Genomic DNA, 15,197 nt, shown 5'->3' on the forward strand with positions numbered 1-15,197 from the left:
TACCCCGGCCAGCCGCGAAAGTGAACAAAATGTGCCCATAACGGCAGCACCAAAAGTGCATCGCCCGATGAACGGGCTCGGAATTGTCGCACGCCGAATCCGGATGATCACTGCGGCCAAAGCTGGCCAGGTCCTTGGCTGGCCAATTCAGGCCGTGCCGGGAGGGCCGCCCGGCGGCGCCGGCGTCAGGAGAGCGGGGCGGGCGAGAACGCGCCGGACAGCAGCATCCGCGGCGCCCCGGAGCCGTCGGCGGGCACCGTCCAGACGTCCGTCGACGCGCCGCGCAGCCGCCCGTAGGCCAGCGTCCGGTCGTCGGTCCAGACCACCTGGTCGTCCACCGACTCCCGCTCGGCCAGGGCGGTCTCCTTCATGTCGCGCAGCCGCAGGACGTGCAGCCGCCAGGGCCGGGCCGGGTCGCCGGTGGCCTTCTTGAACGCCAGCCGGGTGCCGTCCGGGGACAGCGACGGGCACTCCAGGTCGGTGCGCTTCGTCCACATGGCCTGGGTGCTGACGCGGCCCTCCACCAGATAGGTCGTGCCCTTGGTCTTGGCGGTGGCGTAGAAGCGGTCGTCGTCGCGGGTGAAGGTGACGCCCCAGTAGTTGAGGTCGACGCCGGTGTCGGGCCGCCCGTCCCGGAGCAGGGTGAATCGCTCCAGGTCAGGGATGACGTCGCCGGTGCGGGTGTCGAGGATTCCGGTCCGGGTGGACAGGTCCTTCCCGGCGTAGGAGTGGCCGCTGACGAAGACCGTCCAGGAGATCATCCGGCCGCTGGGGGACACCTGGGCCCGGCTCGGCGTGCCCGGGACCGGGATCCTGCGGGTGGGGCGCAGCGCGGCGTCCAGGGCGATCGCGTACGCCTGCGGGTGGGCCGAGCGCTCGACCGTCAGGCACACGCCCGTGCCGCCCCTGGCGTGCACGCGGACGCAGGACAGGCCGCTGACCGCGCGGGCGCCGCCGGGCGCCGCGAGCGGCACCCCGGCCAGCCTGCCCGACTGCGGGCCGGGGACGGCGTTGCGGAACAGCAGCTTGCCGGGCCTGTCGAGGCCGCCGAGCGCGCCGAGGCCGCCGCCGGCCGGGCCCTGCCCGCCGCGCGTCTCCGGGCCGCTCCCGGAGCCGTCGCCGCCCGCCAGCACCACCGCTCCCGCGGCCACCGCGGCGACCGCCGCCGCGGCGCCGGCCGCGACGGCCCGCGAACGCGGACGCGGCGTCACCGGATCCGGCCCATGTCCCGGTCCATGCCCCGATCCGTGAAGGTGTCGCACATAGGCGCAAGGTTAAGTGCGTGATCCGGTGCCGCCCTTTATTCGTCCGAATCCGGCCAGTCGAATGGCCGGTGACCACGGAAATCGCGCCGCGGCCACGTCCGGCCCCCGTACATTACCTTCCTTTTACCTGTCCCGACTGGCAACTTAACCCTGCGGTCAATGTTCTTTCTGGCAACGGAGAGGGTGACGGGGGATGGCCGGGTGAGCGTCATCGATCATGCTTCCACGGGGGTCCGGCCCGGCCGGAGAAGACGGGCGGCGGGGGTGGACGCCTGGGTTTCACGCTATGTTCGCCTCGCCATTGCCGTGGATTTCTGCTGCGCCCTCACGGCCGGGCTGGCCGGTTTCGTGTTCCGTTTCGGCGAGCACTCCCTGACCCCCCGGCCGGACGCGGTGCTGGCCGCCGGGCTGCCGCTGCTGTGGGTCGGGTGGGCCGCCGCGGCCCGCGCCTACGACGCCCGCTTCTTCGGGATCGGGTCCGACGAGTACCGGCGGGTCCTCACCGCGGGCGTCAGCCTGACCGCCGCGGTCGCCATCGCCTCGTACGCCACCAAGGCCGAGGTCGCGCGCGGCTACGTCGTCATCGCGTTACCGCTGGTCACGCTGCTGACCCTGGTCGCGCGGTACCACCTGCGCAAGCGGCTGCACCGGCGGCGGGGGAGGGGGGAGTGCCTGCGCCGGGTCGTGGCGGCCGGGCATCGCGAGGCGGTGGCCGAACTGGTCCGCGAGTTCGGGCGCGCCCCGTACCACGGCATGCAGATCGTGGCCGCCTGCGTCCCGGCCGACGGCGGCCCGGACATGCTCGGGACGGTCCCCGTGGAGGGCGGTCTCGACGAGGTCGCCGACGTCGTCGGACGGACCGGCGCCGACACCGTCGCGGTGCTGGCCTGTCCCGAGCTGGCCGGGGTGGAGCTGCGGCGGCTGGCCTGGCGGCTGGAGGAGAGCGAGACCGAACTGCTGGTCGCCTCGGCGCTGCTGGACATCGCCGGGCCCCGCACCACGATCCGCCCGGCCGCCGGGCTGCCGCTGCTGCACGTGGACCATCCCGAGCTGGCCGGGCTGCGGCGGCTGCTCAAGGGCGTGTTCGACCGGACGGTGGCGGGCCTGGCGCTGATCCTGCTGAGCCCGCTGTGGGCGGTGATGGCGCTGCTCATCCGGGCCGACGACCCGGGTCCGGCGCTCTACGCGCAGGAGCGGATCGGCCGGGACGGCCGCCGCTTCCGGATGCTGAAGTTCCGCACGATGGTCGTCGGCGCCGACCGCCGCCGCGACGTGCTGTCGGCCGCCGGGGGCCGCAACGGCCTGCTGTTCAAGTTGCGCGACGATCCCCGCATCACCCGGCTGGGCGCCCGGCTGCGCCGCTTCTCGCTGGACGAGCTGCCGCAGCTGGTGAACGTGCTGCGCGGCGAGATGTCGCTGGTGGGCCCGCGCCCGCCGCTGCCCGCCGAGGTGGACCGGTACGGCGAGGACGTGCACCGGCGCCTGGCGGTCAAGCCCGGCATGACCGGCCTGTGGCAGGTCAGCGGGCGCTCGGACCTGTCCTGGGACGAGTCGGTCCGGCTGGACCTGCGCTACATCGAGAACTGGTCGCTCACCCTCGACACCCAGATCCTCTGGAAGACCATCGCCGCCGTGGTGCGCGGCTCGGGCGCCTACTGACCGGCCGCCCCCTGAATCCCGCCCCGATCCGGAACGGAACCCTCATGATCATCTTGCATGTGCTCGGCGCGCGTCCCAACTTCGTCAAGGCGGCTCCGGTCATCGAGGCGCTGCGGGCCGGAGGGGTCGGGCAGGCGGTCGTCCACACCGGCCAGCACTACGACGAGCGGATGTCGGAGATCTTCTTCCGCGAGCTGGGGCTGCCCGAGCCGGACGTGAACCTCGGCGTGGGGTCGGGGAGCCACGCCGCGCAGACGGCCGCACTCATGACGGGCCTCGAAGGGGAGCTCCTGCGCCGCGCGCCGGACCTGGTCGTGGTGTACGGCGACGTGAACTCGACGATCGCCGCCGCGCTGGTCGCGGCCAAGCTGCACATCCCGGTCGCGCATGTGGAGGCCGGCCTGCGCAGCTTCGACATGACCATGCCCGAGGAGGTCAACCGGCGCCTGACCGACCAGCTGTCGGACCTGTGCCTGGTCACCAGCCCCGAGGCGATCGGCCACCTGGCCGCAGAGGGCATCGGCGTCCAGCGGTCGCACTTCGTGGGCAACCCGATGATCGACACCCTGCTGAAGAACCTGGACGCCTTCGACACCGCCAAGGTCCGCGCCGAGCACTCCCTGCCCGGCCGGTACGTGCTGGCCACCCTGCACCGCCCCCGCCAACGTCGACTCCCCCGAGACGGCCGCGGCGCTGGTCGAGCACCTGCACGGGGTCGCCGACCTGGCCGAGGTCGTCATCCCGGTGCACCCCCGCGGCCGCGCCACCCTGCTGGCCGCCGGCCTGGACGACCACCCCGGCGTGCACGTCCTGGAGCCCCTGGGCTACATCGACTTCATCGCCGCGGTCCGGGGCGCGGCCGCGGTCGTGACCGACTCGGGCGGACTCCAGGAGGAGACCACCATCCTGGGCGTGCCGTGCCTGACCGTCCGGCCCAACACCGAGCGGCCGATCACCATCACCCACGGCACCAACCGCCTCGTCACTTTCGAGGACCTGGTCCCCCAGACCCGCAAGGCCCTCGACACCGAACACGCCACCGCCCGCAAGCCACCGCTGTGGGACGGCCACGCCGGAGAACGCATAGCCGACGTGATCCGCCACTGGAAGAAGGCGAAGTAGCCATGGACATGGATCTGGTGGTCATCGGGCTCGGTTACGTCGGGCTGCCGCTGGTACGGGAGGCCGCCCAGGCCGGACTGCGGGTGGGCGGCCTGGACCGCGACCCCCGCGTCGTCGAAGGACTCAAGGCCGGGCGCTCGCACATCGACGACGTGGACGACGCCCAGGTGAGCGACATGCTCACCGCGGGCTTCACCCCCACCCTGGACGAGGCGGTCCTGGACGACGCCCGCTCCATCGTCATCTGCGTCCCCACCCCGCTCTCGGAGGAAGGGGGCCCCGACCTGGCCGCCGTGCGCGGCGCCGCCACCACCATCGCCGCCCACCTGCAACCGGGCACGCTGGTCGTCCTGGAATCGACCACCTACCCCGGCACCACCGACGAAGTCCTGCGCCCCCTCCTGGAAGAAGGCTCCGGCCTCAAGGCCGGCACCGACTTCCACCTGGCCTTCTCACCCGAGCGCATCGACCCCGGCAACCCCGTCTACGGCGTCGCCAACACCCCCAAGATCGTCGGCGGCCTCACCGAAGCCTGCGCCACCGCCGCCGCCGCCCTCTACGGCAAATTCGTCGACCAGGTCGTCCAGGCCAAAGGCACCCGCGAGGCCGAGATGGCCAAACTCCTGGAGAACACCTACCGCCACGTCAACATCGCCCTGGTCAACGAGATGGCCGTCTTCTGCCACGAACTCGGCATCGACCTGTGGGACGCCATCGACTGCGCCGCCACCAAACCCTTCGGCTTCCAAGCCTTCCGCCCCGGACCCGGCGTCGGCGGCCACTGCATCCCCATCGACCCCAACTACCTCTCCTACAAGGTCCGCTCCCTGGGCTACCCCTTCCGCTTCGTCGAACTCGCCCAAGAGATCAACGACCGCATGCCCCGCTACATCGTGGAGCGCGCCCAGCAACTCCTCAACAACCAAGGCCGCGCCCTCAAAGACGCCAACGTCCTCCTCCTCGGCGTCACCTACAAAGCCGACATCGCCGACCAACGCGAATCCCCCGCCCGCCCCATCGCCCGCCGCCTCACCCGCCTGGGCGCCCACCTCACCTACCACGACCCCTACGTCACCACCTGGCACGTCGACGACACCCCCATCCCCACCGCAGGCACCGACCTGCCCGCCGCACTCGAAGCCGCCGACCTGGTCCTGCTCCTCACCGGCCACGCCGACTACGACCCGGAGACGCTCGCCGCGCACGCCACGCTCCTCTTCGACGCCCGGGGCCACACCCGCGCCGCCGTCCGCCCCACCATCGAGACACTGTGAGAACGTCGGGGATGACGACCCGCTGAGCGAGTAGGAAGGCTCCCGCCGCCCATGCCGACGCCCCGCACCGGCCCGTCCTGGCTGGCCGACGCCGTCCTGTACCAGATCTATCCGCAGAGCTTCGCCGACTCCGATGGTGACGGGATCGGCGACTTCAACGGCGTCATCGAACGGCTCGACCATCTGTCCTGGCTCGGCGTGAACACGATCTGGCTCAACCCGTGCTTCGTGTCGCCGTTCCGCGACGCCGGGTACGACGTGTCCGACTACTTCCGCGTCGCTCCCCGCTACGGCACCGGCGACGACCTGGCGCGCCTGGTCGAGGCTGCCCGCGGCCACGGCATCAGGGTGCTGCTCGATCTGGTGGCGGGGCACACCTCCGACGAGCACCCGTGGTTCCGGGCGTCCGCGGACGACCCGTCCGACCACCGCTACATCTGGGCGGCCGCCGACGGCTCCCACCCGCCCGGTTTCGTCCCCTCACCCGGGACGCGGCCCGGCGCGTACCTGCCGAACTTCTTCGAATCCCAGCCCGCGCTCAACTTCGGCTACGCCCGCACCGACCCGGACCAGCCGTGGCGGCAGCCGGTCGACGCCGACGGCCCGCGCGCCAACCGCGCCGCCCTCCGCGACATCATGGACCACTGGCTGGGGCTGGGCCTGTCCGGTTTCCGGGTCGACATGGCCTCGTCCCTGGTCAAGGACGACCCCGGCATGCGCGAGACGACCCGGCTGTGGACGGAGCTGCGGGCCTGGCTCGACCGCGCCCACCCCGACGCTGCGCTGCTCGCGGAGTGGGGCGACCCGGCGGTGTCGGTCCCGGCGGGCTTCCACGCCGACTTCTTCCTCCAGTTCGGCGGCCCCACCGACGGCCTGCCCATGCGGTCGCTGTGGAACAACCACGAGGGCACCGTGCTCGACCACTGGGACCCGGCCGACTGCTTCTTCGACGCGGGCGGCAACGGCTCCCCGCGCCCGTTCGTCGAGGCATGGCGGCACGCCACCGCGGCGATCGGCGGCGCGGGGCACATCTCGCTGCCCACGTCCAACCACGACTTCGCGCGGCTGGCCTGCGGCGCCCGCACCCCGGAGCAACTGCCCGCCGCGTTCGCGCTCCAGCTCACCTGGCCGACGCTGCCCGCCATCTACTACGGCGACGAGATCGGCATGCGCTACATCCCCGGGCTGCCCGACACCGAGGGCAGCGTGCTCGGGCCGCGCTACAACCGCGCGGGCTCCCGGACGCCCATGCAGTGGGACGGCGGCCCGAACGCCGGCTTCTCCACCGCGCCCGCCGACCGGCTCTACCTGCCCGTCGACCCGGACCCGTCCCGTCCCACCGTCGCTGGCCAGCGCGCCGATCCCGGGTCGCTGCTGCATCTGGTGCGGCGCCTGATCGCGCTGCGCGCCTCGTCCCCGGAACTGCGCGGCGAGGGCGCGACCGAGATCCTGCACGACGGCTTCCCGTTCACTTACGTGCGTGGCGGCCGCTTCCTCGTCGTCGTCAACCCGCGCCGCGAGCCCGCCTCGACCCCCGCCCCACCCGGCCTCGCCGCCGCGCGCGCCGTCGAAGGCTCCGGTGTCACGCTCACCGCGGACTCGATCACCTCGGACGGCTTCGCGTACGGGATCTACGAGCTGCCCCGGCCGGCCTGAGGGAGAACGAATGATCACCCTTGACGGGTTGACCAAACGGTACGGCGAGACGGCCGAGCCCGGTGCCTGGCGGGGCATGATTTCCTTGATGAGCTCGTCCCCGTCCTCCTCGGCCCAAGCGGCCCGCGTTCGTCTGGGGGCCAGGCTGCGGGAGCTGCGCGCCGGCACCGGGCTGACCGGCCGCGCGTTCGCGGCGCGTGCGGGCTGGCGGTCGGCGGCGAACGTCACGAAGATCGAGAAAGGGCAGTACGCGATCACGGCCGACACGGTGCGGCTGTGGTGCCGGGTCACCGGCGCGTCGCTGGAGCTGACGGCTGAACTGCTCGCCGAGCAGGCGAACGTGGCGGACGCCTGGGCGACGCACATGGAGTTGAACCGGGGCGGCCTGAAGGCCCGGCAGGAGCGGCTGCGCGGCATCTACTGGCAGGTGGCGGTGCAGCGCGTCTACCAGACGCGTGTAGTCCCCGGCCTGCTGCAAACAGCGGACATGATCTCCTTCTTGCTCGACCGGGTGCGGATCGACCAGCACATCGAGATCGACGACGTCGCTGAAGCCGTTGCCGCGCGCCTCGCCCGTCAGGAGTGCCTGAAGCGCCCGGACGCCCGGTGGCTGTTCATCCTGGAGGAGGACGTCCTGTGGTATCGGCCGGGGCCGCTGGAGACCCACCAGGGCCAGTTGTCGCACCTGCTGGAGGTGATGCGGCGCCCCACGGTGTTCCTCGGCATCATCCCCCGTGGCATCGACAGGCGCGGCGTCATCACCGGCGAGTCGTTCACGATGGACGACGCGAGCCTCGTTTCGGTCGAGCTGACCTCGGGGCACCTGAACATCACCGCCCCGCCGGAGGTGCGCCTCTACCTGGAGATGTGGGCACGCTTGGAGTCCATCGCCGTCTACGGGAACCAGGCACGGGCTTTGATCCTCGATGCGCTCAGGGCGGTTGACGCCCTGGACGACGGCGGGTGAAAGTCTCGGAGAATGGTTCGTTGTCCGCCCTCAGGAGTTGAGGATGACCGACCCCCGCTTCGTCCGCCTCGATTTCGCCGGAGGCGACGACAAGTCCGACCGAGAGCACTGCCCGGCGGTGTTCGTCGATCCGTTGACTGGAGACTTCCTGTTCCAGGGCCGCGTGATCACCGACCCGGCCGTGCTGGAAATGCTCGGCGAGCACGCCGTACTCGCCTCCGACGAGAGCGTCGTATGGCTCCCGGCCCGTATGCGTCAGGTCATCCTCGACGCGCTCACCGAGTACGAGCAGGGCAGACAGGGGCACGGCTCCCCGGACTTCGAACAGATGCTGGCGGGTGCCCGCCGGTCGGCGATCCACCTGGAGCTGCGCGACTTCTACGGCCCAAGCGAGGACTTCAACGCTTGGCAGGCCGGAGGCCCGACACGGGTTTCGGACGACGGCGGCCGATGGGACCGGCTGATCGGAGGAGCGGTATCGCGGGGCGTCACGGTACGCCGGGTTCGGATCATCTCCCGCCCGCCATCGGCGTACTCGCGATGGCTGCACCTGGTGACTGACGAGAACATCGCGGCCGGGGAGGACGTCCGCTGGCTGTGGCGGCCGGACGCGCTGGGCCTGCTCCTGCCGCACAGCGACCTGTGGATGTTCGATCAGCGGCTCGTCGCGTTCAACCACAACGACGGTGAGGGCAAGCACGTGCCCGGCTACACCTACGTGACCGACCCGCGCGAAATCCCTCCGATCGTCGCGGCCGTCGAGATGGCGTGGGAGCGTGCGACGCCGCACGAGAAGTTCGACATCGACGACTGAGCACCGGCTACCAACCCTTACCAACTTTCTGGCCTTCGAGGGCCGCGGCGAGCCAGTGTCAGGGGACACGACCACCAGCCCTCCGGAGGCTCCCTTGCCGTCCTTCGACCGGCCCCGAGAGTCCGACACCAAGACCATCACCGACCCGCACCGGGCCGGAAGGTGGGGGCGTCATGATTGTGCTTGAGGACTTCGAGGTGTCGCGGGTGGACGCCTTCTTCAAGAAGGTCACCACCCACATCCCGCCGTCGGGCGACATGATGGCGATGGTCATCACGCACTTGTTGCCGGAGCGGCCCGCGTTCCTGCGAGCGGTCGCCAGGACGGCCGGCATCGCGGCGGTGCTGCCCAAGCCCAAATCGATCGACGCCGGGGCGCTGCGGGAGATCTCCGGGCTGATGCCGGTGGAGGAACTGGACCGGGCCGCGTTCACCGACCCCGGCCATGCCCTCAGCGTGCTGGAGGGCCGGGCTGCGAGGCGCGACGTGGTCTTGCTGGACGTCGGCGGGTACTTCGCGCCCACCTTGGTGCACCTGTGCTCGCGGTTCTCGGGACGGATCGCGGGGGTGGTGGAGGACACCGAGAACGGCCACCAGCGGTACGCGGCCCTGGGCAAGGTGCCGTGCCCGGTGTTCAGCGTCGCCCGCTCCCCGCTCAAGGACCCCGAGGACTACCTGGTCGGGCAGTCGGTGACCTTCTCCGCGGAGGCCCTGATCCGCTCCCGTGGGGACATCCTCCAGGGCCGCCCCGCCACCGTGATCGGGTACGGCAAGCTCGGCCGGTCGGTCGCGGCGATGCTGCACGCCAAACACGTCGCCGTCACCGTCTACGACTCCGACCCCGTCCGGCGCACCCAGGCACTCAGCCAGGGCTACCGAACCGCGCCCAGCCTCGCCCAAGCGCTGGCCAGGGCCGGACTGATCGTGTGCGCCACGGGGAACCTGGCGCTCAAGGAGGACGACTTCGCGATTGTCGCCAACGGCGCTTACATCGCGAGCGTCACCAGCTCCGACGACGAGCTGGAGCTGGACGCCCTCGACGGTCTGTACGCGCGGACCCCGGCCGGGGACCACATCACCCGGTACGCCCGAACCGGCCACTACTTCTACGTGCTGGCCGACGGGAACGCGGTCAACTTCCTGCACGGCGCGTGTGTGGGTGCTTTCATCTTCCTCGTCCAGGCCGAGATCCTGGCTGCCCTGGCAACTCTGGCATCCGCCGACCACCACGAGCCGGGCCTGCACGAGATCACCGCGTCCGACCGTTCGTTCATCGCGGCCACCTGGCTGCGCTACTTCGATGGAGCCACTTCTTGAGCATCACCGTCGACGAGACCCGCGCCACCGTCTCCCGCTACCTCGACCGGTACCCCGACGAGGCCGAACACCTGGCGCCCCTCATCCGAGCGCTGGAGCGCGGGGCCGATCCCACCTCGCGCAAGACGTTCGACGGCGGCCACATCACCGCCGGCGCGGTCGTCATCGACGACACCAACCGGCTGCTGCTCATCCACCACAAGGCCCTCAACCGGTGGCTGCTGCCCGGTGGTCATCTGGAGGCCGACGACAACGGGCTGATGCTCGCCGCCCTCCGGGAACTGGAGGAGGAGACCGGGATCTCCTGGCACGGCGCGGTCTCCCCGCCCGGACATGACGTCACCCCTGTGGACATCGACGTCCACCTGATCCCCGCCAACCCTGCGAAGGACGAGCCCGAGCACTGGCACGCCGACTTCCGCTGGGCGTTCTGGGTACAGGAGCCCAAGGTGGTCCTCCAAGCCGAAGAGGCCGAGGGCTACGCCTGGTGCGCCTTCTCCAACGCCCCCACCCCGAAGCTCGCGGCCAAGCTCCCCAGCCTCTGACCGGCCCGCCTCGCTGCACGGGGATGTGCTCGGTCTCCAGGGCGTCTGGCGTCGGTCGGCCGGACGGCTTCGCGTACGGGATCTACGAGCTGCCGACCTGACGAAAGTCGGGGGCGCCCGGCGACGATCGCCCACTGCCCCCGCACCCCGTCCGTCCCTACCTTGCGGGGAGACGACAGACGGGGAGAACGAATGATCACCCTCGACGGGTTGACCAAACGGTACGGCGAGACGGCCGCCGTCCAGGGGCTGACCCTGACCATAGAACCCGGCCTGGTCACCGGCTTCCTCGGCCCCAACGGCGCCGGGAAGTCCACGACCATGCGGATGATCCTCGGCCTGGACCGGCCCACCTCGGGCACCGCCCTGGTCAACGGGCGCCACTACGCCGAGTTCTCGCACCCGCTCCGCGAGGTCGGCGCGCTGCTGGACGCCCGCGCGCTGCACCCGGGCCGGTCCGCCCGCGCCCACCTGCTCGCGACCGCGCGCAGCAACGGCATCCCCGCCGCCCGTGTGGAGGAGGTCCTGGCGACGGTCGGGCTCTCCGGCGTCGCGCGCAAGAGGGCGGGCGCGTACTCGCTCGGCATGAGCCAGCGGCTCGGCATCGCCGCGGCGCTGCTTGGCGACCCGGGCGTGCTGATGTTCGACGAGCCGGTGAACGGTCTGGACCCCGACGGCGTCCGCTGGGTGCGCGAGCTGATGCGGTCGCTGGCCGCCGAGGGCCGCACGGTGTTCGTCTCCAGCCATCTGATGAGCGAGATGGAGCTGACCGCCGACCGGCTGGTCGTCATCGGCAAGGGCAGGCTGCTCGCGGACGCGCCGGTCGCCGACATCATCGCCGCCAGCTCCCGGCACCGCGTGAAGGTCCGCAGCCCGCACGAGGACGGCCTGCGCGAACTGGCCGCCCGGCTGCACGCGCAGGGCGCGTCCGCCGAGGAGACCGCTCCCGGCGAGCTGCTGGTCTCGGGCGTGCGCGTCGAACCGGTCGGCGAGCTGGCGCACCGCCTGGGCGTCCCGCTGTACGAGCTCAGCCCGCAGGACGCCACCCTTGAGCAGGCGTACATGGAACTCACCGCCGACAGCGTCGAGTACGGCGCGCCGCACCCGGAGGCCGTCCGATGACCGCCGTCACGACCCGGCACGGCGGCGGCGGGTTCCCCGGCGCCGTCGCCGCCGAGTGGACCAAGACGTGGACCGTCCGCAGCACCTGGTGGAGCCTGTTCGGTGCCGCCGCGCTGATGGGACTGGGCGCCCTCCAGTTCTCCATCTTCGCCACCAACGCCAACACCAACGACGACCCCGCCGACGACCGGGGCATGGTGGCGGTCGGGTCCGTCGCCGTGCAGGCGGTCGACGTCGTCCAGTTCGCGATCATCGGGCTGGCGATGCTGCTCATCACCGCCGAGTACTCCGGCGGCGCGATCCGCACCACCCTCCAGCAGGTGCCGCGGCGCGGCGTGATGCTGCTGTCCAAGACGGTCGTCGCGGCCGTCGTCGGGGGAGCGGCGGGGCTCCTGCTGGCCGCCCTCGGTTCAGCCGTGGCCGCGCCGCTGCTGGGACGGTGGGCGGACCTCGACGCGGCCGGGTGGATCGGCGATGTCCTCGCCGCGGGCTGCTACCTGGCGCTCATCAGCGTGGTCGCCCTGGGGGCCGGGACGGTGCTGCGCAGCGCCGCCGGCACCCTCATCGTGATCTTCCTGGTCGTCGTGCTGCTGCCCGCGCTGCTCCAGGCCAGCGACATCGCCGCGGTGGAGCGGATCGCGCACTACCTGCCGGGCACCGCCGGGGCGGCGTTCATGCGCGGCGAGTCGGAGGAGTACCCGCCTCTGGCGGGCCTGGTGGTCGTCGCGGCCTGGGCCGCCGCCGCGGTCGCCGCCGGGTACGCGACCCTGCGCCGCCGGGACGCCTGAAAAGCGGGAGAGGCAGGAGACCTCGCGGTCTCCTGCCTCTCCACCGTGCTACGGCCGTCAGCGCTTCTTGCCGTGCTGCTTGCCGTGGTGGTGGTGCTGCTGCTCGTTCTTGATCTTGATGTCGTTGGCCTCGTCGTCGTCCTTGACGACCGCCTCGGTCCCACCGCACTCCTGGCGGTCCTTGACGACGGCCAGAATCGGGACGTTGCAGATCAGGTTGAGCTCCAGGACCTTCTCCTGGTTGATCTCGGTCTCGTCGTCGTTCGCCAGGGCGGGCGCCGCCGAGAGGAGGACCCCGCCCAGGGCGGCGGTCACGACACCGGCCGCGGCCAGTCGCTTCATCATTCGAGTCTCCTAGCCTCTGTGGAGAGTGCTTCGGGTGCCTACTGTGATGTAGTGCACGGCTATTAATAACACGCCACCGCGTATTTCATGCGGGCTGGAGCGGCCAAAATTCGGACTTTGACCAGATCATTGCCGACCTCTGCCGGTGCTTGATCATCGGCGCTTTCACGCCGTTGTGCGACCCGCTTCCCGGGGCGGCGTTCCGCTTTTCCGTCGGACATAGAGAAAGGCAAGGAGCCGGATGGCCCCCTGCCTTTCTGGTCAAGCGCGCAGGGTCTAGCGACCCTTGATCTCGATCTCGTTGGCCTCGTCGTGGTCGTGGACGGCGGCCTCGGAACCGCCGCACTCCTGGCCCTTCGCGATGGCGAGGATCGGGATGTTGCAGGCGATGTTGAGCTCCAGGACCTTCTCCTGGTTGATCTCGGCCTCGTCGTCGTTCGCCAGGGCGGGAACCGCCGACATCAGGACGCCGCCCAGGGCGGCGGTCACGACACCGGCTGCAGCCAGACGCTTCATCATATGAGCCTCCTAAGCTCATCCGCGGAGAGTTCTCTTCGCACCTACGTGAAGCAGTGCAAGGCTATGAATAGCACGCGGCGTCGGGGTTCATGCAGGTCGGGAGTGGTCAACTTGCCAGGCTTGATCGGAATATTGCCATGCATTGATCACCGCTCGGCTGATCAGCCACCGCCAAAGCCTCAGGAGTGGTCGTGCCGGATCTTCGCGCCATTTGCCGCGCGACCCGCCGAGACCCCCAGATGAAACACCCGGAATGCCCCCGATCCGCCCATCGCACATTCCCCCAAAACGCGCGTGGCGGATTCAGCCCCGCAGCCGCCGGACCATCGCCCGCATGACCCCGCCGGGCAGCGACGGGTTCCCCGCCGCGTACTCGGCGGTGCCGGCGTCTCCCAGCAGCCCGACCAGGACCCGCACGGGCAGCCGCGGGTTCCGGGCGGCCGCCCTCCGCACGGACTCGTGCGGGTCATCGAGAAGCCGCACCGCCGACGCGGGCGCCAGCCGCGGATCCACGGCGACCCGCGACCGGACCTCCGCCTCGGGATCGCCGCCGAGCCGCTCCACCAGTTCGGCCGTCGAGTCGAGGTCGTCCAGGGCGAGAACACGCATCCGCGGGTCCGGATCGTCGGCGAACCGGAGGAGTCCGCGGCGGGGGAAGTTCGGATGCCCGCGGGGCCGGTCGGGATGGCTGAGGCTCCCGGTCCACCACCGGTACACCTCCAGGAGCATGTCCGCGGGCGCGTCGTCGCAGGACTCGGCGAGGAAGAGACGCACCACACGGTCATCGTCCCGGGCGAGCCGCTCGACGACGTCCGGCGGAAGGCGCCTGGTGCGGGCCACGCTCCTGCGCACCAGCGGATGCGATGAGGCCGCCAGCCTGCGCATGGCGTCGGCGTCCTCCTGCAGCGCAACGACCCAGCCCAAATCGTGGGAGTGGAGGTCCGGGTCGAAGTCGATGCGGACGCCCGCACGCTGGGCCTCGGTGAGGTCCGGGCGCGTGGACACCTCCATCCGGACGGAGGCGTCCGGGTCCTCGGCGAGGAGGGCGAGCACGTCCGGGTGCAGGTGCGGGTTCCACGCGAGCGCGCGCCGCCGGGCCGGGTCGAGCCCATGAGCCAGATGCTCGGCGAGTTCGCGTTCGAGACGGCAGTTCCGCACCGCGTCTTCCCGGAGCCCCTCGGACTCGAAGACGGCCCGGGACAGCGGCTCGACCTCGTGGTGGCGCAGGAGCGCGGCGGCACGGACCTTGCCGTCGGGGTCGTTGACCAACTTCTGCCGTGCGGGCGCGTCCAGGTGCGGCCAGGCGGGTCCGCACGCCGCGGCCCGTACCGCCGCGTCCGGGTCCGCGGCCAGGGCGGTCAGCAGGTGCGCGGGCACATCAGGGAAGCAGGCGGCCTCCACACGAACCTGCGCGGATGGATCGGCGGCGAGCTTCTCGTAGGTGGTCGGGGCGAGCCGTGCGCCCCGAGCCGTCGCGGCGAGCGCGAGGTCCGCACGCCGCGAGGCGTCGCTCTCGCTCAGCACCAGGCGGGTCCACTGCTCGGAGGTCATGCCGGGCTGGGCTTCGGCGAGCAGCGCGCGCACCTTCCACTCCGGATGGTCGACGGCGGCGTCCACGACCGAGGCGGGCAGCCGTCGCCACAAGAAGGAGAACGTGTACCCGAGCAGACCCTTCAGGACGTCATCCGGAGCGGCGCGATTGCTTGCCAGCCCGTCCGCCCACGCTGCCAGCAGCCGTTCGGTGGGCACCGCAGTCTGGATCACCAGTGCGGCCCACGCGAGTTCCCGCTGCGATACAGACATCG

General features: G+C 71.2%; 13 protein-coding genes and 1 pseudogene. 10 read left to right on the forward strand and 4 right to left on the reverse strand.

Annotated features, from left to right (window positions below; translation table 11 throughout):
- Positions 1-185: 185 nt before the first annotated feature.
- Positions 186-1,211, reverse strand: coding sequence for a TolB family protein (locus tag ACZ466_RS33140; protein WP_378287758.1), 1,026 nt, complete (start codon positions 1,209-1,211; stop codon positions 186-188).
- 360 nt (positions 1,212-1,571) lie between these two features.
- On the opposite strand from ACZ466_RS33140, the gene ACZ466_RS33145 reads away from it, so the two are divergent.
- From ACZ466_RS33145 to ACZ466_RS33190, 10 genes and pseudogenes are all read left to right on the forward strand, one after another.
- The gene (locus tag ACZ466_RS33145) at positions 1,572-2,924 is read left to right on the forward strand and encodes a sugar transferase (protein ID WP_378287759.1); all 1,353 of its coding nucleotides are present in this window, start codon (positions 1,572-1,574) and stop codon (positions 2,922-2,924) included.
- A 44-nt stretch (positions 2,925-2,968) separates the two neighbouring features.
- Positions 2,969-4,046, forward strand: a pseudogene (gene wecB / locus ACZ466_RS33150) (non-hydrolyzing UDP-N-acetylglucosamine 2-epimerase).
- 8 nt (positions 4,047-4,054) lie between these two features.
- Entirely contained in the window at positions 4,055-5,320 is a 1,266-nt protein-coding gene (locus ACZ466_RS33155; protein ID WP_464044032.1) for a nucleotide sugar dehydrogenase, read from the forward strand.
- Between the two features lie 51 nt (positions 5,321-5,371).
- Positions 5,372-6,976, forward strand: coding sequence for an alpha-amylase family glycosyl hydrolase (locus ACZ466_RS33160; RefSeq protein ID WP_378286072.1), 1,605 nt, complete (start codon positions 5,372-5,374; stop codon positions 6,974-6,976).
- A gap of 88 nt (positions 6,977-7,064) precedes the next feature.
- Positions 7,065-7,943, forward strand: coding sequence for a helix-turn-helix domain-containing protein (locus tag ACZ466_RS33165; RefSeq protein WP_378286071.1), 879 nt, complete (start codon positions 7,065-7,067; stop codon positions 7,941-7,943).
- 43 nt (positions 7,944-7,986) lie between these two features.
- The gene (locus tag ACZ466_RS33170) at positions 7,987-8,757 is read left to right on the forward strand and encodes a DUF6879 family protein (RefSeq protein WP_378286070.1); all 771 of its coding nucleotides are present in this window, start codon (positions 7,987-7,989) and stop codon (positions 8,755-8,757) included.
- A gap of 173 nt (positions 8,758-8,930) precedes the next feature.
- Positions 8,931-10,073, forward strand: coding sequence for an NAD(P)-dependent oxidoreductase (locus ACZ466_RS33175; protein ID WP_378286069.1), 1,143 nt, complete (start codon positions 8,931-8,933; stop codon positions 10,071-10,073).
- Positions 10,070-10,618: an NUDIX hydrolase gene (locus ACZ466_RS33180; protein ID WP_378286068.1), complete on the forward strand. Its 549-nt coding sequence runs from the start codon at positions 10,070-10,072 to the stop codon at positions 10,616-10,618. Before ACZ466_RS33175 ends, ACZ466_RS33180 begins: the two co-directional genes overlap by 4 nt.
- 192 nt (positions 10,619-10,810) lie before the next feature.
- Positions 10,811-11,740 carry an ABC transporter ATP-binding protein gene (locus ACZ466_RS33185; protein ID WP_378286067.1) on the forward strand — a complete coding sequence of 310 codons (930 nt, stop codon included), beginning with the start codon at positions 10,811-10,813 and terminating at the stop codon, positions 11,738-11,740.
- A complete protein-coding gene (locus ACZ466_RS33190; protein ID WP_378286066.1) occupies positions 11,737-12,528 on the forward strand; it encodes a hypothetical protein in 792 nt (263 codons plus the stop codon). Before ACZ466_RS33185 ends, ACZ466_RS33190 begins: the two co-directional genes overlap by 4 nt.
- A 57-nt stretch (positions 12,529-12,585) precedes the next feature.
- Here the strand turns inward: ACZ466_RS33190 and ACZ466_RS33195 are convergent, their stop codons facing one another.
- From ACZ466_RS33195 to ACZ466_RS33205, 3 genes are all read right to left on the reverse strand, one after another.
- Positions 12,586-12,873 (reverse strand): hypothetical protein, encoded by a 288-nt coding sequence (locus ACZ466_RS33195; protein ID WP_378286065.1) that lies wholly within the window; start codon positions 12,871-12,873, stop codon positions 12,586-12,588.
- Positions 12,874-13,149: 276 nt separating this feature from the next.
- On the reverse strand, positions 13,150-13,392 hold the full coding sequence (locus ACZ466_RS33200) for a hypothetical protein (RefSeq protein ID WP_378286064.1): 243 nt from the start codon (positions 13,390-13,392) through the stop codon (positions 13,150-13,152).
- Positions 13,393-13,695: 303 nt separating this feature from the next.
- Positions 13,696-15,195 (reverse strand): hypothetical protein, encoded by a 1,500-nt coding sequence (locus ACZ466_RS33205; protein ID WP_378286063.1) that lies wholly within the window; start codon positions 15,193-15,195, stop codon positions 13,696-13,698.
- Positions 15,196-15,197: the final 2 nt, after the last annotated feature.

The sequence above is a fragment of the Actinomadura rugatobispora genome (assembly GCF_055379765.1).